This window comes from Streptomyces sp. NPDC051677, assembly GCF_044453465.1.
Lineage (GTDB): Bacteria > Actinomycetota > Actinomycetes > Streptomycetales > Streptomycetaceae > Streptomyces.
This window is the reverse complement of the sequence record NZ_JBITCT010000041.1, coordinates 80,940-103,176: the sequence shown is the minus strand read 5'-3', so window position 1 is coordinate 103,176 and position 22,237 is coordinate 80,940. Positions and strand designations below refer to the sequence as shown.

Below are 22,237 nucleotides of genomic sequence, written 5' to 3'. Positions count from 1 at the left end.
ACATTCCGAACCCGGAAGCTAAGCCTTACAGCGCCGATGGTACTGCAGGGGGGACCCTGTGGGAGAGTAGGACACCGCCGAACAAATATTGAAAAAGGCCCACACCGTAAATCGGTGTGGGCCTTTTTGCGTTCAGGACTCGTTTAGGGTCGAGTCATGCGCTACGACTTGGTGATCTTCGACAACGACGGCGTCCTCGTGGACAGTGAGCCGATCTCCAACAGGCTGCTGGCCGCCTATCTGTCCGAGCTCGGGCACCCCACCTCCTACGAGGAATCCATCCGGGACTACATGGGATCCGCCATGCACCGGATCCACGAGCTGGTCGAGGAGCGCACGGGGGAACGGTTGCCGGCGGAGTTCGACGACACGTTCCACCGGCGGGTGTTCGCGGCTTTCGAGCGGGAACTGGAGCCCGTGGCGGGTGCGGTGGACGTCCTCGCGAAGCTGGCCGCCGACGGGGTGCCGTACTGCGTGGCCTCGTCGGGGAGTCATGAGCGGATTCGGGTGGGGCATCGGACGACAGGGCTGGACCGATGGTTCGAGGACGCCCGCATCTTCAGCTCACAGGACGTGGGCAAGGGGAAGCCGGCCCCTGATCTGTTCCTGTACGCGGCCCAGCGGATGGGAGTGGCGCCAGGGCGGTGTGTGGTCGTGGAGGACAGCCCGCTGGGCGTGCAGGCGGCTGTGGCGGCCGGGATGGACGTCCTCGGGTTCACGGCGATGACTCCGGCCGCGAAGCTCGCAGGAGCCACTCAACTCTTCACCGACATGGGCGAGTTGGCTGACCTGCTGATCTGACGGACGATCGGGTGGCGGGCTGACATTTGTCATGCGTAGCTCCGGACGTTCGTTTCTACTGGGAGACCCCTCCCGGCGGCGAAGCTGAGGACATGACGACGAACCAGCACAAGAAGCAGAACGCCTTCGCTCCGCTCCTCCTGGACGTGGCGGTGCCGCTCGGGTCGTACTACCTGTTCAAGGGTGCGTTCGGGATGAGCACCTTCGCCGCTCTCGCCTGGAGCAGCGTTGTGCCGGCCGGGCGGACCGTGTGGAGTGCGGTACGGGAGCGGACGCTCAACGGGCTGGCCGGGCTCATCCTCGTCGTCAACGTCGTCGGGCTGGTGCTCAGCTTCGTCTCCGGGGATCCGCGGCTGATGCTGGCCAAGGACAGCGGGATCAGCAGCACGGTCGGGATCGGGATCCTGGTCTCCGTGGCGCTGGGGCGGCCGATGATGACCGCCGGGCTCAAGCCGTTCCTGGTGAAGAGCGACGCGGTCAAGGAGGCCGCCTGGGAGCGGCTGGAGAGTGGTGTGGCGACCGCGTCCGCGGACTTCCGGCGGCGGGAGCGGGCCTTCTCCATCGTGTGGGGTGCGGTGCTGCTCGCCGAGTGCGTGCTGCGGGTTGTGGGGGCGTACACGGTGCCGGTGGACACCATGGTGTGGCTGGGGTCCGTGGTGATGGTGGTGGCGATCGGAATGGCGATCGTGGTCGGCGGGGCGCTCGGCGCCGGGCCGATGGAGGCGATGCTCCGTGCCGAAGTGAAGGCCGGGGAGGCAGGGGAGATCGGGGAGGCCGAGGGTGAAGCCCAGGTCGAGATGGCCGAGGTCGTCCTCGCCCGGTAACCCCGGTTGCCGCCGTGACGCCAGTGCCGCCGGGAAAGCTGAAGAGAATTCATCTTTGGCTGGATCTACCCACGAGTACGCAGGGGCCCTACGCTCGCCGCCATGACAGAAGTGCTGCGGCGCGGTAGGGCCTCTTTGGCGTTCAGCTTCTTCGCGCAGGGGGCCGCCTTTGCGCTGCTGGTGACGAGGATCCCGGCCATCCAGGACAGGTACGGGGTGTCGGACGGGCTGCTGCCCGTCTTCCTCGCCGCGGTGCCCGTCCTGGCCGGGGTCGGGAGCGTGACGACCGAGCAGCTGGTGAAGCGGATACCGCCCAGCCGGCTGCTGCGCTGGTCCCAGCCGGTCGTGCTGCTGGCGCTGCTCGGGGTCGGGGCGGGGCGCGGGATGGTCCAGCTGGGGGTGGCCCTGGCGGCGTTCGGGCTCGCCGTGGGGGCGCTGGACGCCTCGATGAACATGCTCGGGGTGAGTCTGCAGCGGGCGTACGGGCGCAGCATCATGCTGAGTCTCCATGCCGTGTACAGCCTGGGCGGGATCGTGGGGGCCTCGCTGGCGTGGGTGGGGGCGCACTGGCATCTCGCGTTGTGGGTGTCGTATCTGCCGGTGGTGGCCGTGCTGTTGCCGGCCGCGCTGGTGGGGAGCCGGTGGTATGTCGACGGGGTCGACCGGGGCGGCGAGGAAGGTGGGGCTGTCGAGGACGGCACGGCGGGAAGTGGCGGTGCGGCGGGGAGTGGCGGTGGGGGTGTCGTCTTCAAGGTTCTGCTGCCGTTGTGTCTGGTGATGTCCTTCGCCTATATCGGGGACTCGACCGTCTCCAACTGGAGTGCGAAGTATCTGCAGGACGTGCTGGGGAGCTCGGAGCAGCTGGCGACCGTCCCGTACAACATCTACATGGTGACCACGCTGGTCGGGCGGGCCATCGGGGACTTCGGGGTGCGGCGGTTCGGGGCGGCGGCTGTGGTGCGGGTGGGGGCGCTGGTGGCGGCCGGCGGGTTCGCGGTGGTGGCGGGCGCGCCCGGGGCCTGGGTGGGGATGCTCGGGTTCACGCTCGTCGGGCTGGGCCTGTGCGTGCTGGTGCCGCAGACGTTCGCGGCGGCGGGGCGGTTGTTCCCCGGGGCTTCGGATGCGGCGATCGCGCGCCTGAACATTTTCAACTACGTCGGCTTCTTGATCGGTTCGCCGTTGGTGGGGGCGCTGGGGGACGCCTGGACCTATCGGGGGGCGATGGTGGTGCCGATGGTGTTGGTGCTGGTGACGTTGGTGTACGCCCGGTCGTTCGCGGCTCAACCGGACCGATACGGTGGCGGGCATGAGCGGCCGCGCACAGCTGATGTGGGACGAGGCAGTAACGGGCTATGACTTCGGGCCCGAGCATCCGATGGATCCGGTCCGGCTGGATCTGACCCGGAGGCTGGTCGGCGCCCTGGGGCTCGACCGGGAGGTGGACGTCGTCACGGCGAAGCCCGCCGGGGAGTCGACGTTGCGGCTCGTGCACCGGCAGGACTACGTCGAGGCCGTGAAGGCGGCGTCGGCGGATCCGGGGGCGGCGGACCAGTCGTACGGGCTGGGGACGATGGACGATCCGGCCTTCGTGGGGATGCACGAAGTGTCCGCTCTCATCGCCGGGCTGTCGGTAGGGGCCGCGGAGGGCGTGTGGCGGGGGGAGGCGCTGCACGCGGTGAACTTCGCGGGCGGGCTGCACCATGCCATGCCGGGGGGTGCGTCGGGGTTCTGCATCTACAACGACGCGTCGTTGGCGATCGCCCGGCTGCTGGAACTGGGGGCCGAGCGGGTCGCGTACGTGGATGTGGACGTCCATCACGGGGACGGGGTGCAGGCGGCGTTCTGGGAGGACCCGCGGGTGCTGACGATCTCGTTGCACGAGCATCCCCGTACGTTGTTCCCGCAGACCGGGTGGCCGGAGGAGACCGGTGGGGAGGGGGCGGAGGGGTCGGCGGTGAACGTCGCTCTGCCGGCGGGGACCGGGGACGCGGGGTGGCTGCGGGCGTTCCACTCCGTGGTGCCGGAGCTGATCGCTGATTTTCGGCCCGATGTGCTGGTGACCCAGCACGGGGCCGACACACACTTCGAGGATCCGCTGGCTCATCTCGCGGTGTCTCTTGATGCGCAGCGGGCTGTGCAGGTGGCCTGTCATGAGCTGGCGCACGAGTACGCCGGGGGGAAGTGGGTCGCGTTGGGCGGGGGTGGATACGCGGTGGTGGATGTAGTGCCGCGGTCGTGGACGCACTTGGTGGGGGTGGCGGCGGGGGTGCCGGTGGCTCCGGAGACGGTGATTCCTGAGGGGTGGCGGCAGGAGGTCTTCGCTCGTACTCGGCAGTTGGGGCCGGTGCGGATGACTGATGGGCGGTGGCCGGTGCAGTGGGCCGGGTGGGAGGCGGGGTACGACCCTGCTGATCGGCTGGATCAGGCTGTGCTGGCTGCTCGGCGGGCGGTGTTTCCCCTGCGGGGGCTGCTGGCTTAGGGGTGCGTGGGCGGGAGGATCCCTTTTTCGCCCCCGCCGCCCCTACCCGTCCCATCCTCAGGGGGCTCTGCCCCCTGGACCCCCGTATCGGCCCTGAAGAGGCCTCGTCCTCAAACGCCGGACGGGCTGGAAGGCGCCGGACGGGCTGGAAGGCTTACGCCAACTGTGCGGTGTTCCCCTGTTTCCGTCCCGGTCCCCGCTTCCGTCCGTCAGCATCGCTGGCGTGTTGAGTTCCGGGGGGATTCGGGCGCATCTGATTGCTGCGCGGTTGGCCGGGGTGGTGGCGACCTCCCGTGAGGAGAGTCTGCGGAGTTATCGGCTCTTCGCCGCTCGGGACCCTCGGGTGTTGATCGGGCTTGATCCCGAATGGAGCTGGGGGCAGCGGGATCTGATCGCGTTGATGGCGGACAAGTGTGGGGTTTCGGCCGATCCTGGATGCGTGTCCGGGCATGATGTGATCGACCCCGGGCGGACGGTGGCCGCGCTCGACGCGTTCGCGGATCGGCTCGCCTCGGTAGCCCAGCGTGGTGCCGCCGTGCTGCTCGGCACCGGGCACCCGCATCGGTTGCTGGGGTTCTACGCCGCTCTTGCGGACGCTTTGTCGGCGGCGGGATGTGAAGTTCTCACCCCGGCGCAGGGTCACTGTGTCGACATAACGACCCGGTTCGGTCTACGCACGCACACCTTGGACTACGTACGGGGAGTCGCGGTCGTCCGGGAGGCCGGGGGTGAACGCGCCGGTTGTGCGACGGGTGTGCACAGTCATTCGCCGCTGCCGGTTCGGGTCGCCCTCGACGCGGCGGCCGAGGGGGCGGGGCGGCTGCCCGAGCTCGTCATCGGGGACCACGGGTGGGTCTGCGGGGCAGGTCAGCTGGGGTTCGAGGCCATCGGCCTGGCCGATACCGACGACCCCTCGCTGTTCGTCGGCGAGGCCGAGGGGGTGGTGTCCGTGGTCGTTCCACTTGATGACGGTGTGCGGTCGGGTTACTACAGGCCGCTTACCCGCTACGTACTCAATCGAGCGTGTCTGTCACAGTAGGCCTGCGATAGGTATGCGATGGGTGCACCTCTTCCCCACTCGCATCACCCGCCCCTACATTGGGGAGTGAGCACGCAGCGACGAAGAGTCACCGGAAGGGGAAGCCGGTGGCCGTCGAGTCGAGTGCGGAAGGTTCAGGTGTGTCATGGCTGCAGCTGGCGAGAGGCCTCTGAACGAGGTTCAGTTCCTTACCGTGGCGGAAGTCGCCTCGGTGATGCGAGTGTCGAAGATGACCGTGTACCGGCTGGTGCACAGTGGTCATCTGCCCGCGATCCGGGTGGGGCGGTCCTTCCGCGTCCCCGAGCAAGCGGTTCACGAGTACCTCCGCGAGAGCTATGTGGGGGTGGAAACCGCCTGACGACGGTGGGCCGGGGGGATCCTCAGGGCACTTCCGGATCTCCCCGATCCGCCTCGATTACGACCTCAGCGCTCGGGCGGGTAGGCTAGCCCCTCGTAGGTCGTATGGGCCCATGGCGCCCAGCACCGAGTGATGAGAAGTGAGCGAGGGTAGTCGTGGGCTCTGTTATCAAGAAGCGGCGCAAGCGGATGGCCAAGAAGAAGCACCGCAAGCTGCTCAAGCGCACGCGCGTTCAGCGTCGCAACAAGAAGTAAGCGCACGTCCTTACTTCTTCGCCGTCGCGAGCCGCGTAGGCGTGGTGTGGCCCCCCACTGTTCGTCGGTGGGGGGCCACCCGTATGTCCGGGTGTCGTGCGGTCGGTTGAACGCCGTGCGGACCTCTGGACTGGCACCATGGCTGATCTGGTCGTACGACCGAAGGCTGTCGTGTCGTCGTGCGTCGGGCGGTCATCACAGCGCAACATCGACCCGCTAAGTTGGCCCGCGGGCGGGGAACACGGCAGGCTGGCCGAGCAGTGACCGAGCGGTACCAGGATGGTTCCAGGGCGGTTCCAGGACGGAAGGAAGGCGCTGATCTTGGGGAAGATCGTGCTCGTTACCGGAGTGGCCCGTCAGTTGGGGGGCCGGTTCGTACGACGGATCCAGCGTGATCCACGGGTCGACCGGGTGATCGCCGTGGACGCGGTGCCGCCCGAGCACCATCTCGGGGGCGCCGACTTCATCCAGGCCGACATCCGGCAGCCCACCATCGCGCGGGTTCTCGCCGAGACCGGCGCCGACACGGTCGTCCACCTGGACGTGACGGCGACGGCGCTGGGCAGTGGCAGCCGGACCACGGTCAAGGAGACCAACGTCATCGGCACCATGCAGCTGCTGGGCGCCTGTCAGAAGTCGCCGAGCGTGAAGCGACTGGTCGTCAAGTCCTCCACCAACGTGTACGGGTCCGCGCCGCGTGATCCCGCCGTGTTCACCGAGACGACCCCGCCCAAGTCGCTGCCCAGCGGCGGCTTCGCCAAGGACGCCGTGGAGGTCGAGGGGTATGTGCGCGGGTTCGCCCGGCGGCGGCCCGACGTCGCCGTGTGCGTGCTGCGGTTCGCCAACATCCTGGGGCCGACCGCCGAGACGCCGCTTGCCTCGTACTTCTCGCTGCCCGTGCTGCCCACCGTGTTCGGCTACGACCCGCGGCTGCAGTTCGCGCACGAGGACGACGTGATCGACGTGCTGCGGATCGCCTCGCACGAGCCGGAGCGCGGCACGCTCAACAGCGGCACCTTCAACATCGCCGGGGACGGGGTGCTGTTGCTGTCGCAGTGCTCGCGGCGGCTCGGGCGGCCCACCGTGCCGCTGCTGCTGCCCGCCGTCACCTGGGCGGGGTCCCTGGTGCGTACGCTGGGCATGACGGACTTCTCGCCCGAGCAGATCCGGCTGCTCACCCACGGCCGGGTCGTGTCGACGGACCAGATGCGCGAGACGCTGGGGTTCACGCCGCGGTACACGACGGCCGAGACCTTCGCGGACTTCGCGCGCAGTCACGGCCCCGGGCTCCTGCCGCCCGAGGCCGTCGCCGGGGCCGTGGACCGGATCGCCGCTCTGCCGCTGCCGGGCGGCGGGCACGCCCCGGCTCACCCCCCGACGCCGAGCGCCAACTGAGGAGCGCATCAACGATGGCGGACGCCAAGGTCATTCCGTTCGACGACGACCGGACCCGGGGAAGCGCCGTGGCGCGGCCGCCGCGGCGCCGGGGCATGGGGAGCCGGCGCAAGAACGGCGAGCCCGCGCCGGTCCGGGAGATCGGCGAGGCCGGTGAGGTCGGTGAGGTCCAGCCCCTGCCCACCAGGGCGGTTGGGCAGGATGATGTTCCTGTGACGGGTGCGGAACAGGCGCGTGAGGGCGGGGGCAGTGGCCTGGAGCGGCGGATCGCGGGCGGGCTGAACTTCCTGCGCCGGCGTCTCACGGGCGACTACGAGGTCGACGACTTCGGCTACGACGAGGAGCTGACCGACCAGGTCCTGATGTCCCTGTTGCGGCCGGTGTACGACAAGTACTTCCGGGTCGAGGTGAAGGGCATCGAGAACATCCCGGCCGAGGGGGGCGCGCTGATCGTCGCCAACCACTCCGGGACGCTGCCGTTGGACGGCCTGATGATGCAGGTCGCCGTCCACGACCACCACCCGGCGGACCGGCATCTGCGGCTGCTGGCCGCCGACCTCGTCTTCGTGCTGCCGGTCGTCAACGAGCTGGCCCGCAAGCTCGGGCACACCCTCGCGTGCGCGGAGGACGCCGAACGGCTGCTGGGCCAGGGCGAACTCGTCGGGGTGATGCCGGAGGGCTTCAAGGGCATCGGAAAGCCCTTCAGCGAGCGTTACAAGCTTCAGCGGTTCGGCCGGGGCGGCTTCGTCTCCACGGCCCTGCGCCAGGGCGCTCCGATCATCCCGTGCTCGATCGTCGGGGCGGAGGAGATCTACCCGATGATCGGCAACGCCAAGACCCTCGCCCGGGTCCTGGGCTTCCCGTACTTCCCGCTGACGCCGACCTTCCCGTGGCTGGGCCCGCTGGGCGCCGTTCCATTGCCGACGAAGTGGACGATCCAGTTCGGTGAGCCGATCCCGACGGACGGCTATCCGCCGGAGGCGGCGGAGGACCCGATGCTGATGTTCAACCTGACGGACCAGGTCCGCGAACAGATCCAGCACACCCTGTACAAGCTGCTGGTGCAGCGGCGATCGGTGTTCTTCTGACGGTTCCGGTGCTTTTCGTCGTCATGGCGGTGGGGGCGCTCCTCGTGAGAGGGGCGCCCCCACCGCCATGACGGACGGGCTTACTCCGCGTCCTCGCTGTCGATGCCCAGGCCTGGGAGGAGGCCTGGGAGGAGGGGCGGGAGGGTGACGTCGGGTTGGGTGCTGGGGAGGGCGGGGGTCGGGACGGTGGTGCCGGCGTCCTTCGGGGGGTCGAGGAGGCCGCCGGTGTTGCCGCCGAGCAGGCCGTCGTCGGTCGTGCCGGAGGTGGCCGACTTGCTGGGGCTGCCGGAGGTGCTGCCGCCGGTGCCGTCGGAGGTGCCCTGGCCGGTGCCGCCGGGGGTGGTCGAGCGGCCGGTGTCGGAGGCGCCGGGGGAGGTCGAGCCCGAGCCGTGGCGGGCGCCGCTGCCGCCCTGGGCGGGAGGCTGCGGGAGGAGGGACTGCAGCGGGGCGACCTCTTGGTCTATGGCTTCGAACACCGACGACACCTGCTGACTGACGTCCCCGAGCTGGACCGGCAGGCGGTCGCGGAGGGCGCCCCAGGCCTCGCGGTGTGAGCGGGAGAACGCGTCGAGGGCCTGGATGGGGCCCAGGGAGTTCGGGTCGCGTTCGTACGCCTCGTGGAGGAGGCGGTGGCCTTCCGTCGCGTCGTGCTGCATGCCGTTCAGGGCGCGGCGGATCTCGCCGAGGGACTCGTGGTCGAGGTCGCCGCTGCGGCCCCGTTCCATGAGCCGGCGGGCCTCGCTCAGCCGGGTGGAGGCCTGGTCGAGGTAGGTCCGCCCGCGTTCGTCGTCGCCGTCGGACAGGTAGTTGAGCTTGAAGTCCTCGATGCCGCGCTTCAGCCCGTAGAGCCCGTCACCGGGGAGGGCGTCGGAGCTCGCGGCGGCGACTCCGCCGAAGGCGCCCGCCGCGACGCCGACGCTGAGGCCTCCCGCGGTGAGGCCCTTGGCGAGGCGGGAACGCGGTCGGAACTTGCCCAACGGACTGGCCCGGTGCGTGCCCCTCGCCCGGTGGGAGCGTTGCTCCGGCACCGAAGGGTCCGCCGCCTCGCCTCCCGCGGTGCCCGCCTGCAGCATGGCCTCCATTGCGGCGACCAACTGGGCCCGCTGGACGACCTTGACCTCGGGATCGAGTTCCGGCTTGGGCAGCTCGGCGAGACTCGTGGCGAGGGCCAGGAGACGGCCCTGTCCGGTCTGGTCCGCAGCGGCCGGTGCCGGCGGTGATCCTTCGGTCTGCTCGGCCGCCGTGCCCTCGGGGGAACAGTCGGACTGCTCCTCCAAGGCCTGGGCGAAGGCGTTCGCCCGCCGGTGCGCCGATACGTTCGCGATCACTGGCGGCACCTCCTCTCGTCATGACGGTCGACTCCCTTGGGGTACTGAGGGTTGCACGCCCCGGGCCGATTCCACACGATCGAGTGATCGGGGTCGGCCGGGACGTGACCACAGGGAGCCTGTATCCCGCACAACGACTGGCGCGGCACTTGGGTTACGGACGGCTGGTGATCGGCTCGGGAAGGCAACGGACTTTCACTGAAGGTGAGTTGGGGATGACCGGCAGTGGGCTCCGGGCCGGTCCGGTCAGCGGGCGTCTTCCGGCAGGAGCCGGGCGAGGGTGCGGACGGCCCGGTACTGGAGCGTCTTGATGGCGCCCTCGTTCTTGCCCATCACGCGCGCGGTCTCGGCGACGGAGAGGCCCTGCAGGAAGCGCAGCGTCACGCACTCCTGCTGCTGTGGGTTGAGCCGCCGGACGGCGTCCAGGAGCGCGGCGTTGGAGAGGGACTCCAGGACGGAGTCCTCGGGCGAGCGCTCGACCTCGTTGGCGTCGAGCATCTCGCCGGTCGTCACCTCGAGCCGGAAGCGGCTCGACTTGAAGTGGTCGGCGACGAGGTTGCGGGCGATGGTGACCAGCCAGGCGCCGAAGTCGCGGCCCTGCCAGGTGAACGTTCCGATGCGGCGCAGGGCGCGCAGGAACGTCTCGCTGGTGAGGTCCTCGGCGGTCGCCTTGCCGCCCACCCGGTAGTAGATGTAGCGGTAGACCGTGTCGCTGTACTGGTCGTACAGGCGCCCGAACGCGTCGGCCTCGCCGGCCTGGGCGCGTTCGACGAGGTCCATCATCCGGGCGCTGTCGCTGTCGGCGGCCGGCCGACGGGCGGTGGCCGTGCCGGTCGCACGTCCCCGTCTGCCGACCGCGGCGGTGCCGTCGGCCAGTGCGTAGCACGGGCCGACGGGCGCGGCGGCGGCGAAGGCGGGGACGGCGTACGCGGTGGGGACGAAGCCGCGCAACAGGTCCTGGACCGTAGCGACCGTTGCGCGCAGCGTAGCCAGGCCCGAGGTGTCAACCCCGACGTGTGGGTACACGGGACTCCCAGAGGCAGAGCTTCCATCACGTGCAGTGCGGAACCGTTCACCCGTCGTAGCGACAGGAGGGGTACCGGATTGCGTCTGAGGAGAATAACGCTTCGTGCAGGCCCTGCTACACCGAGTTGCTCAAAACTTCGATTACGTCGCTTCTGTGGTTGATTGATGCCCTATCAAGTCGCGCGGAGTGAGCGGTTGTTGATCGGAAAGGATCGAGTTTCGGGGTGGTCTGGGGCGTGTTGTGGCTGTGCGCGGACAATGCGAATAGACGGCCGCCCTGGGGGGTACGACCGTCTATTGGCGCCGGCGCCGGCGCCGGCGCCAGCGCCGGCGTGGTGCGCGGTGGCTCGCTCGTCACCGCCGTCGCCGGTGCAGGGCGATCGCCGCCGCCGTGCCGCCCGCCACAGCGCCGACGCCGGCCGCCGCCGGGATGCCGACCTTCGCCGCCTTGCGGCCCGTGCGGTAGTCGCGCAGCCGCCAGTCGAGGTTGTGGGCGTGCCTGCGGAGCTTGGCGTCGGGGTTGATGGCGTAGGGGTGGCCGACGAGGGAGAGCATCGGGATGTCGTTGTGCGAGTCGCTGTAGGCGGCGCAGCGGGAGAGGTCCAGGTTCTCCGCCGCGGCCAGCGCGCGCACCGCCTCCGCCTTCGCGGGGCCGTGCAGGGGCTCGCCGACCAGCTTGCCCGTGTAGACGCCGTCGACCGACTCGGCGACCGTGCCCAGCGCGCCGGTGAGGCCGAGGCGGCGGGCGATCACCTGGGCGATCTCCACCGGGGCCGCGGTGACCAGCCACACCTTCTGGCCCGCGTCCAGGTGGGCCTGGGCCAGCGCCCGGGTGCCCGGCCAGATGCGCTCGGCCATGTACTCGTCGTAGATCTCCTCGCCGATCGACATCAGCTCGGCGACGCGATGGCCCTGCACGATGGAGAGCGCCGAGTCGCGGGCCTCCTGCATGTGTTCGGGGTCCTCGACGCCGGCCAGCCGGAACCACGCCTGCTGCCAGGCGAAGCGGGCCAGGTCGCGGGTCTCGAAGAACTTGCGTTTGTACAGGCCGCGGCCGAAGTGGAAGAGCGCGGCGCCCTGCATCACGGTGTTGTCGAGGTCGAAGAAGGCGGCGGCCATCGTGTCGCCGTGCACCGGGAACTGCGGTTCCCGGTCGGCGGTGTCCAGGGCTTCCTGGGACTCCAGGGCTTCCTGAGCTTCCTGGGTCGACTTGCGGGCTGCCTCCGCCGAGGCCTCGCCTGCCAACACGCTCCGCGCCGTGGCGGAGCGCCTACGGGGAGTGAGCCATCCTAGAGCGGCCATGGCGTGAGCATAGCCAGTCTGTTCGGTGGTTCCGGAGTCGAGAGGTTTGAAGGGTGTGAACTCTCCGCGACCGCACAGTTAAAGAGCGCGAGAATGGCCGACATGAGTCCCCTCTTTCGACGTAAGGCAGCCCCGCACGAGCGGGTGGTCACCCTCATCCGCAAGTCCGGCTGTCATCTGTGCGACGACGCGGAGCGCGTGATCGAGAAGGTCTGCACGGAACTCGGCGTGCCCTGGGAGCAGAAGGACATCGCCGAGGACCGCCGACTGCACGACCAGTACTGGGAGCAGATCCCCGTCGTCCTCGTGGACGGCAGGCAGCACACCTTCTGGCGGGTGGACGAGAGCCGCCTGCGCAAGGAGCTGGCCGGGTAGGAGGCGCAGGCGAGGCGCATGGCAACTGACCGAGCAGTACAAGGGCGGACCGAACGTCGCTTAGGATCGATGGCGGTTTTGTCTCGGGGGCGGGATTCACGAGGAGAGTGGCGGTTTTGCCCCCTGGAATGATGTGCGTGACCCCGGTCACGTTGGCCGGGCAAAACGGACACCATCTTTGTGCACGCGTTCACAAAGACATAGCCTGCTGTCGACGGGGCGGTCTGGGTACGTGTGACCGCCTGCAGCCCCGCTCTACCCGCAGGAGCACCGTGGCAACTGGCCGAACTCACCGACCGGCGACCCGTAGCCGAGGGATTCCCGAGGCCACCGTCGCCCGTCTTCCGCTGTACCTCCGCGCGCTGACCGGGCTGTCGGAGCGCTCGGTGCCCACGGTCTCCTCCGAGGAGCTCGCCGCCGCCGCGGGGGTCAACTCCGCGAAGCTGCGCAAGGACTTCTCTTACCTGGGTTCTTACGGAACGCGGGGTGTCGGCTACGACGTCGAGTACCTCGTCTACCAGATCTCCCGTGAGCTGGGCCTCACCCAGGACTGGCCGGTCGTCATCGTCGGCATCGGCAACCTCGGCGCGGCGCTCGCCAACTACGGCGGGTTCGCCTCGCGCGGCTTCCGGGTCGCGGCCCTCATCGACGCCGACCCGGCGATGTCCGGGAAGCAGGTAGCCGGGATCGCCGTGCAGCACAGCGACGGCCTGGAGAAGATCATCTCCGACAACGGCGTCTCCATCGGCGTCATCACCACCCCGCCCGGCGTCGCCCAGCAGGTGTGCGACCGGCTCGTGGCCGCCGGCGTCACCTCCATCCTGAACTTCGCGCCGACCGTGCTGACCGTCCCGGACGGCGTGGACGTGCGCAAGGTCGACCTCTCCATCGAGCTGCAGATCCTCGCCTTCCACGAGCAGCGCAAGGCCGGCGAGGAGGCCGCGGCGAGCGACAGCGCCGTACCCACCGCCGTCAGCCGCGACGACACCACCGACCAGGGGCCCGACGGGGACGTACCCGCCGTGATGCCGGCATGAGTCTCCTCGTCGTCGGACTGAGCCACCGCAGCGCTCCGGTGAGCGTGCTGGAGCGGGCCTCGCTGTCTGCGGACGCCCAGCTCAAGCTGCTCCAGGACACGGTCGCCGCCGAGCCGGCCGCCGAGGCCGCCGTCCTCGCCACCTGCAACCGCATCGAGCTGTACGCCGACGTGGACAAGTTCCACGCGGGCGTCGCCGAGCTGTCGACGCTGCTCGCCCAGCACAGCGGGGTCGGCCTGGAGGAGCTCACTCCTTATCTCTACGTGCACTACGAGGACCGCGCCGTCCACCACTTCTTCTCGGTGGCCTGCGGGCTGGACTCCATGGTCGTCGGCGAGGGCCAGATCCTCGGGCAGATCAAGGACGCGCTGGCCCGGGCGCAGGAGCTGCACACCGCCGGACGGCTGCTGAACGACCTGTTCCAGCAGGCCCTGCGGGTCGGCAAGCGCGCCCACTCCGAGACCGGCATCGACCGCGCCGGGCAGTCCCTGGTCACCTTCGGCCTGGAGCAGTTCGCCGCGGGCGCGGACGTGCGGGACTGGGCGCGCGGCAAGCGGGCCCTCGTCATCGGCGCCGGTTCCATGTCGTCGCTGGCCGCCGCCACCCTCGCGCGCGCCGGGGTCGCCGAGGTCGTCGTCGCCAACCGCACTCTCGACCGGGCGGAGCGGCTCGCCCAGATACTCACCGAGGCCGACGGCACGGACGTGGCGGCCCGCGCGGTACCGATGGAATCGGTGCCGGCCGAGCTGACACGTGCCGACGTGGCCGTCTCCTGTACCGGGGCGACAGGCCTGGTCCTGACGGCGGAAGCGGTCGCGACGGCCGTCGAGGGCCGCACGGGCGCGCCCGTCGCCTTCGCCGAGGACGCCGTGACCGCGGACGGGGACGTACGGCCGCTGCCGCCCGCCTCCGTCGGCTCCGACGAGAACTGCCCGCTCGGCCTGGCTCCCGCACCGCAGACCGCGGTACCGCAGGCCCCCGTCCAGCAGTCCGGTTTCTCCGTGATGGGGGAGGCGGCCGTGGCCGGCATGGACGCGGCGACGCTGGAGCAGCACGCCGCCTGGGTCGACAACGCGACCGTGGACCGGCGCCTCGCCACCCGCCGCACCCCCGAGGCCGACGCCGAGCTGATCAGCGCGCTCGCCGCGCTCGCCGCCACCGTCGGCCGCATCCCCGAGCGCCGCAGGCCCGAGCCCGTCGCCACGCCGGCGCGGCCCGAGCCCGTCCTCTTCCTGCTCGACCTGGCGATGCCGCGCGACGTCGACGCGGCCGCGCACCGGCTCGCCGGGGTACGGCTCGTCGACATCGAGTCGCTCGCGGAGGCCTCCGCCGACGCGCCGATGGCCGCCGACGTCGACCAGGTGCGGCGGATCGTCGCCGACGAGGTCGCCGCGTTCGGCGCCGCGCAGCGGGCCGCGCACATCACGCCGACCGTGGTCGCCCTGCGCGCCATGGCCGCCGACGTCGTCGCCGGCGAGATCGCCCGGCTCGACGGGCGGCTGCCGGGCCTGGACGACAAGCACCGCGCCGAGATCGCCCAGACCGTGAAGCGGGTCGTCGACAAGCTGCTGCACGCGCCGACCGTACGGGTCAAGCAGCTCGCGGCCGAGCCCGGCGGCGCCGGGTACGCGGACGCGCTGCGGACCCTGTTCGACCTCGACCCGGAGACGGTGGCCGCCGTGTCCCGGGCCGAGGACAGCACCGAGAAGAACGCAGAGAACCGAGGGCCGGCATGAGCGGCATGAGTACGAGAGCACTGAGACTGGGGACCAGGCGAAGCACACTCGCCATGGCCCAGTCCGGGCAGGTCGCGGACGCCGTGAGCCAGGTGACCGGACGGCCCGTCGAGCTTGTGGAGATCACCACCTACGGCGACGTCTCCCGCGAGCACCTCGCGCAGATCGGCGGCACCGGTGTCTTCGTCACCGCGCTGCGGGAGGCGCTGGCGGGGGGCGAGGTCGACTTCGCGGTTCATTCGCTGAAGGACCTGCCGACCGGGCAGCCCGAGGACCTGGTCCTGGCCGCCGTACCGGTGCGCGAGGACCCCCGCGACGTGATCGTCGCCCGGGACGCGCTGAAGTTCACCGACCTGCCGCGCGGGGCGCGCATCGGCACCGGTTCGCCGCGCCGCATGGCCCAGCTGAACGCGTACGCGCGCACCCACGGGCTGGACATCGAGACGGTGCCGATCCGCGGGAACGTCGACACGCGGATCCGGTACGTGCACGAAGGCGAGCTGGACGCGGTGGTGCTGGCAGCGGCCGGCCTCAGCCGCATCGGCCGCCTCGACGAGGTCACCGACTTCCTGTCGATAGACACGGTTCTGCCGGCTCCCGGCCAGGGAGCACTGGCGATCGAATGTGCCGCGGACAACGCGGAACTGATCGCCGCGCTCGGAGAGCTCGACGACCCGTTCACGCGGGTCGCCGTGACCGCTGAACGGTCACTGCTCGCCGCCCTGGAGGCCGGTTGCAGCGCCCCTGTGGGTGCGCTGGCCGACCTTCTGGCCGACGGGCAGATTGTCAAGGAAATGCGCCTGCGGGGCGTCGTCGGCACCACCGACGGCACCCGTATGGTGCAGCTGTCCACCACCGGTCCCGTGCCCGAGACGCATGACCAGGCAATGACGCTCGGTCGCGAACTCGCCGCCGAGATGCTTGCCCAGGGCGCGGCCGGTCTGATGGGGGAGCGAGCACAGTGAGCCCCACCACTCTTCCAGCCGCCGGTCCTGAACACGGGCACGTCACCTTCCTGGGTGCCGGACCCGGGGATCCGGGACTACTGACTCTGCGCGCCGTGGAGGCGCTGGCGCACGCGGACGTCCTCGTCGCCGAGCACGAGGTGCTCGACGTCGTACGGACGCACGCGAGGCCGGGCGTCGCCGTCGTGAACGCGGAAGCGGGTCCTTCGTCGGACCCTCTTCCGGGCACGGGCGCGCCCCTCCCGACGGTCGTTGACGGCACGTCAACAACCGCTGAGGCACCCGCTGTGCGCGATGCCGCACATCTTGTCATGGAGGCCGCGCGGGGCGGCAGGCGGGTCGTCCGTGCGGTGTCCGGGGACCCGGGACTGGATACGTACGCGGCGGAGGAAATGCTCGCGTGCGCGGCGGCCGGCGTTCCCTTCGAGGTCGTCCCCGGTGTCGCGGCCGCCGTCGGCGTGCCCGCGTACGCCGGGGTGCCGCTGCGCGACGCGCAGGGCGCGGACGTCCGGTTCGTGGACGCGCGCACGGCTTCGGACCGTTGCTGGACCGAGGTCGGGGCGTCGGACGGCACCGTGGTCGTCTCGACGACGCTCGACTCCGTCGCCTCCGCCGCCGGTGAGCTGGTGTCGGCGGGCCGCAAGCCCGATACCCCGATGACGGTGACGGTGGCCGGTACGACGACCCGGCAGCGGACGTGGAGCGCGACCCTCGGGACCATCGCGCAGACGCTGAAGCAGGCGAAGGCGCTGCCCTCGCCCGAGGGCGGCCGGCCGGTGATAGTCGTGGTCGGCGAGCGTTCCGCCCCCGCCCAGCGCGACCAGCTGGCGTGGTTCGAGTCCAAGCCGCTGTTCGGCTGGAAGGTGCTCGTGCCGCGCACGAAGGAGCAGGCGGTGTCGCTCTCCGACCAGTTGCGGTCGTACGGGGCCGTGCCGCACGAGGTGCCGACGATCGCCGTCGAGCCGCCGCGGACGCCCCAGCAGATGGAGCGGGCCGTGAAGGGGCTCGTCACCGGGCGGTACGAGTGGATCGCCTTCACGAGCGTCAACGCCGTCAAGGCGGTCCGGGAGAAGTTCGAGGAGTACGGGCTCGACGCGCGGGCCTTCGCCGGGATCAAGGTCGCGGCGGTGGGCGAGCAGACGGCCAAGGCGCTGATCGCCTTCGGCGTGAAGCCGGACCTGGTGCCGAGCGGGGAGCAGTCCGCTGCCGGGCTGCTTGAGGACTGGCCGCCCTACGACCCCGTCTTCGACCCGATCGACCGGGTGTTCCTGCCGCGTGCCGACATCGCCACCGAGACGCTCGTCGCCGGGCTGATCGAGCTGGGCTGGGAGGTCGACGACGTCACCGCCTACCGGACCGTGCGGGCCTCGCCGCCGCCGGCGGAGACGCGGGAGGCGATCAAGGGGGGTGGCTTCGACGCCGTTCTCTTCACGTCGTCGTCCACCGTGCGGAACCTGGTGGGCATCGCGGGCAAGCCGCACAACGTGACGGTCATCGCGTGTATCGGCCCCGCCACGGCGAAGACCGCCGAGGAGCACGGGCTGCGGGTCGACGTCATGGCTCCGGAGCCGTCCGTGCAGGCGCTGGCGGAGGCGCTGGCCGACTTCGGGCTGCGGCGGCGGGCTGCCGCCCAGGAGGCGGGGGATCCGGTGAGCCGACCGAGCGAGCGCAGGCCGGGGGCGCGGCGGCGACGGGCTACCTGAGGCCCCTGGGCATGACCGACGCGTCCCGTACTGCGGTACGGGACGCGTTCCGTTTCCGGGCGCCCTTCCGGCATAGGCCGAGCCCACGGGTGCCAGAAAACCGTCCCAGGCCAGCCATTGGGCTCACTAATCTGGCCGAATGGTGGACGTGGGGGTGAGCGAGCTGCGCCGCAGCCGCGACAGGCTGGCGAGGCAGGCGCAGGACGCGGAGCAGGCGGGGGAGACGGCGGCGGGCGGACTGCTGCTTTTCTACGCGACGGAGTGCGGCTTGAAGGCGGAGTTGCTGCGAAGCGTCTTGAACCGCAATGACACCGCTGCCCTGCCGCAGGATCTGCGGTCGCACGACCTGCGCCGCCTGGCCAAGGCCCTGAACCTTAAGGACCCGGGGCCGGGCCCGGACCCGTTGAGGTGCCGTCGGCACAGGGGTGGCACCTGGATCGAATGTCACCAACTCCACGAGGCATGGCGTTATGGTGCCGAGTTGCGGGCGGGTGATCAGAAGGCGGCGTTGGAAGCTCTGAAGTCGCTGCTGAACGACGCCAGGAAAGGAACTTGAGCGTTATGGCCGACAAGCTCTTCACCTGGGTCGATGTCGACTCCCAACTCGCAGGGGCTGCCGTCGAAGGCGAGTGGCCCGTGTGGCTTCTGGAGGCGGATGCTTGGTGGGACGGGTTGGAACTGACCGTTGTCCCGGGAATCAGTGGCGCTGAGGTCCGTGAGTGGTTGGACGCACTGTTCGGGCTCGGTTCGACGGCGGAGCGCGACGGGGTTCTGGAGCTGGGGTTGGACCGCCCGAGCTCGCACGCCGCGGAGGCGCTGGAGATCCGGCTGGTAGAAGCGGCGCAGCCCGAGCGCGTAGCGCGTCGCCCCCGGCTCAAGGAGCGCCGTGTCACTCGACAGCTGGGCGAGGCACTGCCCCGCCCGCAGGCCGCCGAGTTCGGTGACGGCAAGCAACTGATCGCCTTTCACTCGTTCAAGGGCGGTGTGGGACGCACACTGCACGCCGTGGCGCTGGCCGATCATCTCGCCTTGCAGGGACAGCACGTGTTGCTCGTCGACGCGGATCTGGAGGCACCCGGCATCACCTGGATGTATCAGGCTCAAGGGGGCCGCTGCGACATCGCGTACGAGGACGTCCTCGCCCTTCTGCACTCCGCCCAGCAGGGCGACCCGACCGAGGCCGTACAGATCGCCGCGGCCTATCTGCCCAACCAACGGGTGTCGAGGTATCCGGGTACAGGATGCGTCACGGTCCTGCCGGCCGGCCGGCGGACGCGACTCGGCCCGCCGCCGATCGCCCCCGCGGATCTGCTGACCGAGGACCGGTCGCCGTACTTCCTGAGCGAGTCTCTGGCCGCGCTCGCCGTCGCCGCCGAGGCGGATACGGTCGTGCTCGATCTTCGAGCGGGTGCTTCGGAACTGGCTGCCCCGATTCTGCTGGACCCTCGGGTCATGCGGGTCTTCGTCACCACGATCAGCAGCCAGTCGCTCCAGGGCACCGAAGCGTTGATCCGGCAGCTGGGCCTGCAGTCACCGGCAGTCGCGGGGACCGATCCCACGCCGGGCGCCATCATCACCCAGTACCGACTCGACGTCCATGACGGCCAGGCAGAGCAGGCGCGTACACGGCTGTCGGACGCGTTGTCGTCAACCATCGTCCTGCCGACGACAACGGCTGACGACTTTCCGCCGGATGATCTGGCGGTGGACGAGCAGGTCCTGACCGCACCGGTGTTGAGTCCGTTCCGTGAGGAGTTGCTTGCTCTGCCGCAGAGTTGGGACGCGGTCATGGAGGCCGTGCGCCACTGCGGCCTTCCTGATCTGCTGGTGGAGTTCGCCCCTGGTACGACGCCGTCCGCCGCGCCTGCTGAGGAACCGGACACGCTGGACGCTCGCCGACGCGCTCTGGAGAGCAATGCGGGCCGACTCGTCTTCGCTGAGCGGCGCGGAATGGACGCCGGTCTTGGATTCCTTACCACCGAGCCGGTACGCCGACTGATCGCCGATCACAGCACCGACCTGCCGGTGGCGGTCGTGGTGGGGGCCAAGGGCTCCGGCAAGACGTTCACCTTTGCCCGCATGTGCGCCCAGAAGTCGTGGGAGGGCTTCGCCGCCGAGAACGACCAGCGGGTCCGGAGATCGGCGAGGGTGGTGCCCGTCCTGGACCCCGCCAACATGGCGGATCCGCAGGAAGGCGTGGTGTCACCGCAGCACCTGCGCGACCTGACGCCGGCCGGATGCGGTGTCACCGCAGACGAGCTCCGCGGCCACCTCAACGCCGGTCTGCGTGATGACCGAGCGGACGACCCGGAGTTCTGGCGGGATCGCTGGCTGGAGTGCCTGGCGTGGGCGGCCGGAGCCGCACGGGACGAGCCCGCCGACGAGTTCCTCATCAACCTGAATAGGGAGACTCACGTTGGTGCCCTCTTCGTTCTCGACGGATTGGAGGACTGGCTGGAGTCCCTCGAGACGGAAACCAAGCGCATCGCCCTGCGGACCCTGCTCATCGAGGTGCCGGCCTGGTTGCGCCGACTGCGCAGCCGTTCGCTCGGCCTCGTGGTTTTCGTGCGGCAGGACCTGGTCCGTACGGCGATCCGGCAGAATCTCGGACAGTTCCTCGACCGCTATTCGCCCTACGAACTGCGCTGGGACACCGAGGACGCGTTGCGGCTGTCCCTGTGGGTGGCGGTCAACGCGCGTGCCGTGACCGAACCGGATCGGCCGATCGCGGACATGGGCTACGACGAGATCGTCCACGCTCTGCTGCCGTTGTGGGGGGCCAAGCTCGGCACGGACAACTCTCGTGAGGCGTGGACCGAGCGGTGGGTGCCTGCGGCCCTCGCGGACTTCAAGGAGCAGATCCAGGCCCGTGACGTCGTGCGGTTCCTCTGCGAGGCGGCCAAGGCATCCGTGGGCGACGGCCGTTGGTCCGACCGTGTGCTGACCCCTGCCGCCATGCGCAGGGCGCTGGGGGCGTGCAGCCGGGCGAAGATCGATGAGATCAACCAGGAGAATGCGCGCTTGGGGAGGCTGCTGCGGCACATGTCGACTTTCTCGGATTCCGTGAAGATGCCGTTCGAGGCGTCCGATGTGGAACTCTCCCCTGACGACGTGGAAGCCCTCGAACAGTGGGGGGCCCTCGCGAAGGACGCCGACGGGCGCTACCGGATGCCCGAGATCTACCGCCATGCTCTTGGTTTCCGTACACAGGGCAGGGCCCGTGTCGTCAGGGGACTGTGAACACGGGGACGTACCCACTAGGTGACCTGAATCGTGTTGGCCGATCACGGACTGACACGCGCATGGGGCCCGCACCGCGAGAAAACGGGTGCGGGCGGCGCTTTGGCTGCGTCAGCGCTCTGAGGCGTACGGCAGGAAGGCCGTCCAGGTGGTGGGGGTGAGGGCGAGGCGGGGGCCGTGGGGGTTCTTGGAGTCGCGGACGAGGATGCGGGCGGGGGCGGCGGCCACTTCCACGCAGTCGGGGCCGTCAGCCGTGCTGTAGGTGCTCTTTATCCACTGCAACTCGGTGTCGGCGGCGGAAGCTTTGAGCGTCATGCTTTCGTCTCTCCCAGTACTTTTTCGATGAAGGCCAACGACTCGCGAGGGCTGAGAGCCTGCGCGCGGATGACGCCATAGCGGATGTCGAGGACCGTCGTTTCTTTGGGGTCGGTGATCACTCGGCTGCTGAGAGGCGCCTCACTGAACCCGACGGTGGATCCGTCTTTGAGGTTGAGGAGCCTGAACGAACCGTCGGTTCCGGAGTTCTCTTCACGGTCGGGCGGAAGGGCTTGGAGGTCCACGTTTCGCCGCTGGCCCACCTCCAACAGTCGTTCGAGCTGCTGTCGCATCACCATCTTGCCCCCGATGGGCCTGCGAAGCGTCGATTCGCACTGGACGAAGCTGAAGACCCGCCGTTCCTTCGTCTGATCGAGGACCTCCTGACGCGCGAGGCGCGCCGCGATCTGGTGTTCCACCTCTTCGTCGGTGAAGGGGGGCCTACGTACGTCGAAGATGGCCCGCGTGTACTCCTTGGTCTGCAACAACCCATGGATCACCGAGTTGTTGTACGCGCACAGCTCGACCGCGTCCGCCTCCAGCCTCTTCAGATCCCGCACCTTCTTCGGGTACCGGACTTCCGCCAGGTCCTCCTTCAGAGCGGCGATCCTGCCGCCCGCCGACAGGACCTCGTCGGCGCGGTCCAGGTACTCGGGGCGCGGAATCCGCCGCCCGCGCTCCACCGAGGAGACCTGTTCCTCGCCGTACCCGATGGCCGCCCCGAACTCGGCCTGGGTGAGGCCGGCCGACTCGCGCCACAGCTTCAGCTGACGTTGCACGGTCCTCATCACCGCGCCGGCTTCCTCGTCGACCTCCGGTTCCGCGTCCCGCTCGCTCATGTCCGCTGTCCTCCCGCTGCGCCCTTTTCGGCCCAACCCCGGGTGTCCGCGCCCCGTCACCCCGTACGGCCCGGACGGATCCGGACGCCACGCGGACAGACGCCCTCCGCACGGGCCACCCTGCTTCACAGGT

The 22,237-nt window shown here is 69.9% G+C and carries 21 protein-coding genes and 1 rRNA gene; 17 read left to right on the top strand and 5 right to left on the bottom strand.

What is annotated here, in order from left to right; all coding sequences use genetic code 11:
* From rrf to ACIBAF_RS36555, 10 genes are all read left to right on the top strand, one after another.
* A 5S ribosomal RNA gene (gene rrf / locus ACIBAF_RS36600) occupies positions 1-83 on the top strand; the annotation flags it as partial.
* A 73-nt stretch (positions 84-156) separates the two neighbouring features.
* A complete protein-coding gene (locus ACIBAF_RS36595) occupies positions 157-801 on the top strand; it encodes an HAD family hydrolase (RefSeq protein ID WP_399468839.1) in 645 nt (214 codons plus the stop codon).
* 92 nt (positions 802-893) lie between these two features.
* Positions 894-1,625 (top strand): VC0807 family protein, encoded by a 732-nt coding sequence (locus tag ACIBAF_RS36590; protein ID WP_399468837.1) that lies wholly within the window; start codon positions 894-896, stop codon positions 1,623-1,625.
* Between the two features lie 102 nt (positions 1,626-1,727).
* Positions 1,728-2,981, top strand: a complete 1,254-nt coding sequence (locus tag ACIBAF_RS36585) for an MFS transporter (protein ID WP_399468834.1) — start codon at positions 1,728-1,730, stop codon at positions 2,979-2,981.
* Entirely contained in the window at positions 2,932-4,104 is a 1,173-nt protein-coding gene (locus ACIBAF_RS36580; RefSeq protein WP_399468832.1) for an acetoin utilization protein AcuC, read from the top strand. The genes ACIBAF_RS36585 and ACIBAF_RS36580 overlap by 50 nt, the downstream gene beginning before the upstream one ends.
* Positions 4,105-4,327: 223 nt before the next feature.
* Positions 4,328-5,143, top strand: a complete 816-nt coding sequence (locus ACIBAF_RS36575; RefSeq protein ID WP_399468830.1) for a phosphatase — start codon at positions 4,328-4,330, stop codon at positions 5,141-5,143.
* Between the two features lie 145 nt (positions 5,144-5,288).
* Entirely contained in the window at positions 5,289-5,501 is a 213-nt protein-coding gene (locus ACIBAF_RS36570; RefSeq protein ID WP_004984898.1) for a helix-turn-helix domain-containing protein, read from the top strand.
* 155 nt (positions 5,502-5,656) lie between these two features.
* Positions 5,657-5,755 (top strand): 30S ribosomal protein bS22, encoded by a 99-nt coding sequence (locus ACIBAF_RS36565; RefSeq protein WP_003948845.1) that lies wholly within the window; start codon positions 5,657-5,659, stop codon positions 5,753-5,755.
* Between the two features lie 321 nt (positions 5,756-6,076).
* Positions 6,077-7,150: an NAD-dependent epimerase/dehydratase family protein gene (locus tag ACIBAF_RS36560; protein WP_399468827.1), complete on the top strand. Its 1,074-nt coding sequence runs from the start codon at positions 6,077-6,079 to the stop codon at positions 7,148-7,150.
* A gap of 14 nt (positions 7,151-7,164) precedes the next feature.
* Entirely contained in the window at positions 7,165-8,238 is a 1,074-nt protein-coding gene (locus ACIBAF_RS36555; protein WP_399468825.1) for a lysophospholipid acyltransferase family protein, read from the top strand.
* Positions 8,239-8,318: 80 nt separating this feature from the next.
* Here the strand turns inward: ACIBAF_RS36555 and ACIBAF_RS36550 are convergent, their stop codons facing one another.
* The 3 genes from ACIBAF_RS36550 to ACIBAF_RS36540 all read right to left on the bottom strand — a co-directional run bounded on the left by ACIBAF_RS36550 (position 8,319) and on the right by ACIBAF_RS36540 (position 11,894).
* On the bottom strand, positions 8,319-9,566 hold the full coding sequence (locus ACIBAF_RS36550) for a DUF5667 domain-containing protein (protein ID WP_399468821.1): 1,248 nt from the start codon (positions 9,564-9,566) through the stop codon (positions 8,319-8,321).
* Positions 9,567-9,812: 246 nt separating this feature from the next.
* Positions 9,813-10,592, bottom strand: a complete 780-nt coding sequence (locus tag ACIBAF_RS36545; RefSeq protein ID WP_079660635.1) for an ECF subfamily RNA polymerase sigma factor, BldN family — start codon at positions 10,590-10,592, stop codon at positions 9,813-9,815.
* Positions 10,593-10,946: 354 nt separating this feature from the next.
* The gene (locus ACIBAF_RS36540; protein WP_399468817.1) at positions 10,947-11,894 is read right to left on the bottom strand and encodes an HAD family hydrolase; all 948 of its coding nucleotides are present in this window, start codon (positions 11,892-11,894) and stop codon (positions 10,947-10,949) included.
* Positions 11,895-11,996: 102 nt separating this feature from the next.
* On the opposite strand from ACIBAF_RS36540, the gene ACIBAF_RS36535 reads away from it, so the two are divergent.
* From ACIBAF_RS36535 to ACIBAF_RS36505, 7 genes are all read left to right on the top strand, one after another.
* Positions 11,997-12,269: a glutaredoxin family protein gene (locus tag ACIBAF_RS36535; protein WP_399468815.1), complete on the top strand. Its 273-nt coding sequence runs from the start codon at positions 11,997-11,999 to the stop codon at positions 12,267-12,269.
* Between the two features lie 272 nt (positions 12,270-12,541).
* A complete protein-coding gene (locus tag ACIBAF_RS36530) occupies positions 12,542-13,306 on the top strand; it encodes a redox-sensing transcriptional repressor Rex (RefSeq protein WP_399468813.1) in 765 nt (254 codons plus the stop codon).
* A complete protein-coding gene (locus ACIBAF_RS36525) occupies positions 13,303-15,042 on the top strand; it encodes a glutamyl-tRNA reductase (RefSeq protein WP_399468811.1) in 1,740 nt (579 codons plus the stop codon). Before ACIBAF_RS36530 ends, ACIBAF_RS36525 begins: the two co-directional genes overlap by 4 nt.
* A gap of 5 nt (positions 15,043-15,047) precedes the next feature.
* Complete coding sequence (gene hemC, locus ACIBAF_RS36520) at positions 15,048-16,007, top strand: hydroxymethylbilane synthase (protein ID WP_399468808.1); 960 nt, start codon at positions 15,048-15,050, stop codon at positions 16,005-16,007.
* Entirely contained in the window at positions 16,004-17,710 is a 1,707-nt protein-coding gene (locus ACIBAF_RS36515) for a uroporphyrinogen-III synthase (RefSeq protein WP_399468806.1), read from the top strand. The genes hemC and ACIBAF_RS36515 overlap by 4 nt, the downstream gene beginning before the upstream one ends.
* 154 nt (positions 17,711-17,864) lie before the next feature.
* The gene (locus ACIBAF_RS36510; protein ID WP_399468804.1) at positions 17,865-18,266 is read left to right on the top strand and encodes a hypothetical protein; all 402 of its coding nucleotides are present in this window, start codon (positions 17,865-17,867) and stop codon (positions 18,264-18,266) included.
* A gap of 5 nt (positions 18,267-18,271) precedes the next feature.
* Positions 18,272-20,950, top strand: a complete 2,679-nt coding sequence (locus tag ACIBAF_RS36505; RefSeq protein WP_399468802.1) for a KGGVGR-motif variant AAA ATPase — start codon at positions 18,272-18,274, stop codon at positions 20,948-20,950.
* A 111-nt stretch (positions 20,951-21,061) separates the two neighbouring features.
* Here ACIBAF_RS36505 and ACIBAF_RS36500 read toward each other — a convergent pair whose 3' ends face one another.
* Together ACIBAF_RS36500 and ACIBAF_RS36495 are read right to left on the bottom strand one after the other, a co-directional pair.
* The gene (locus tag ACIBAF_RS36500; RefSeq protein WP_399468800.1) at positions 21,062-21,265 is read right to left on the bottom strand and encodes a DUF397 domain-containing protein; all 204 of its coding nucleotides are present in this window, start codon (positions 21,263-21,265) and stop codon (positions 21,062-21,064) included.
* Positions 21,262-22,104: a helix-turn-helix transcriptional regulator gene (locus tag ACIBAF_RS36495; RefSeq protein ID WP_399468798.1), complete on the bottom strand. Its 843-nt coding sequence runs from the start codon at positions 22,102-22,104 to the stop codon at positions 21,262-21,264. Before ACIBAF_RS36495 ends, ACIBAF_RS36500 begins: the two co-directional genes overlap by 4 nt.
* Positions 22,105-22,237: the final 133 nt, after the last annotated feature.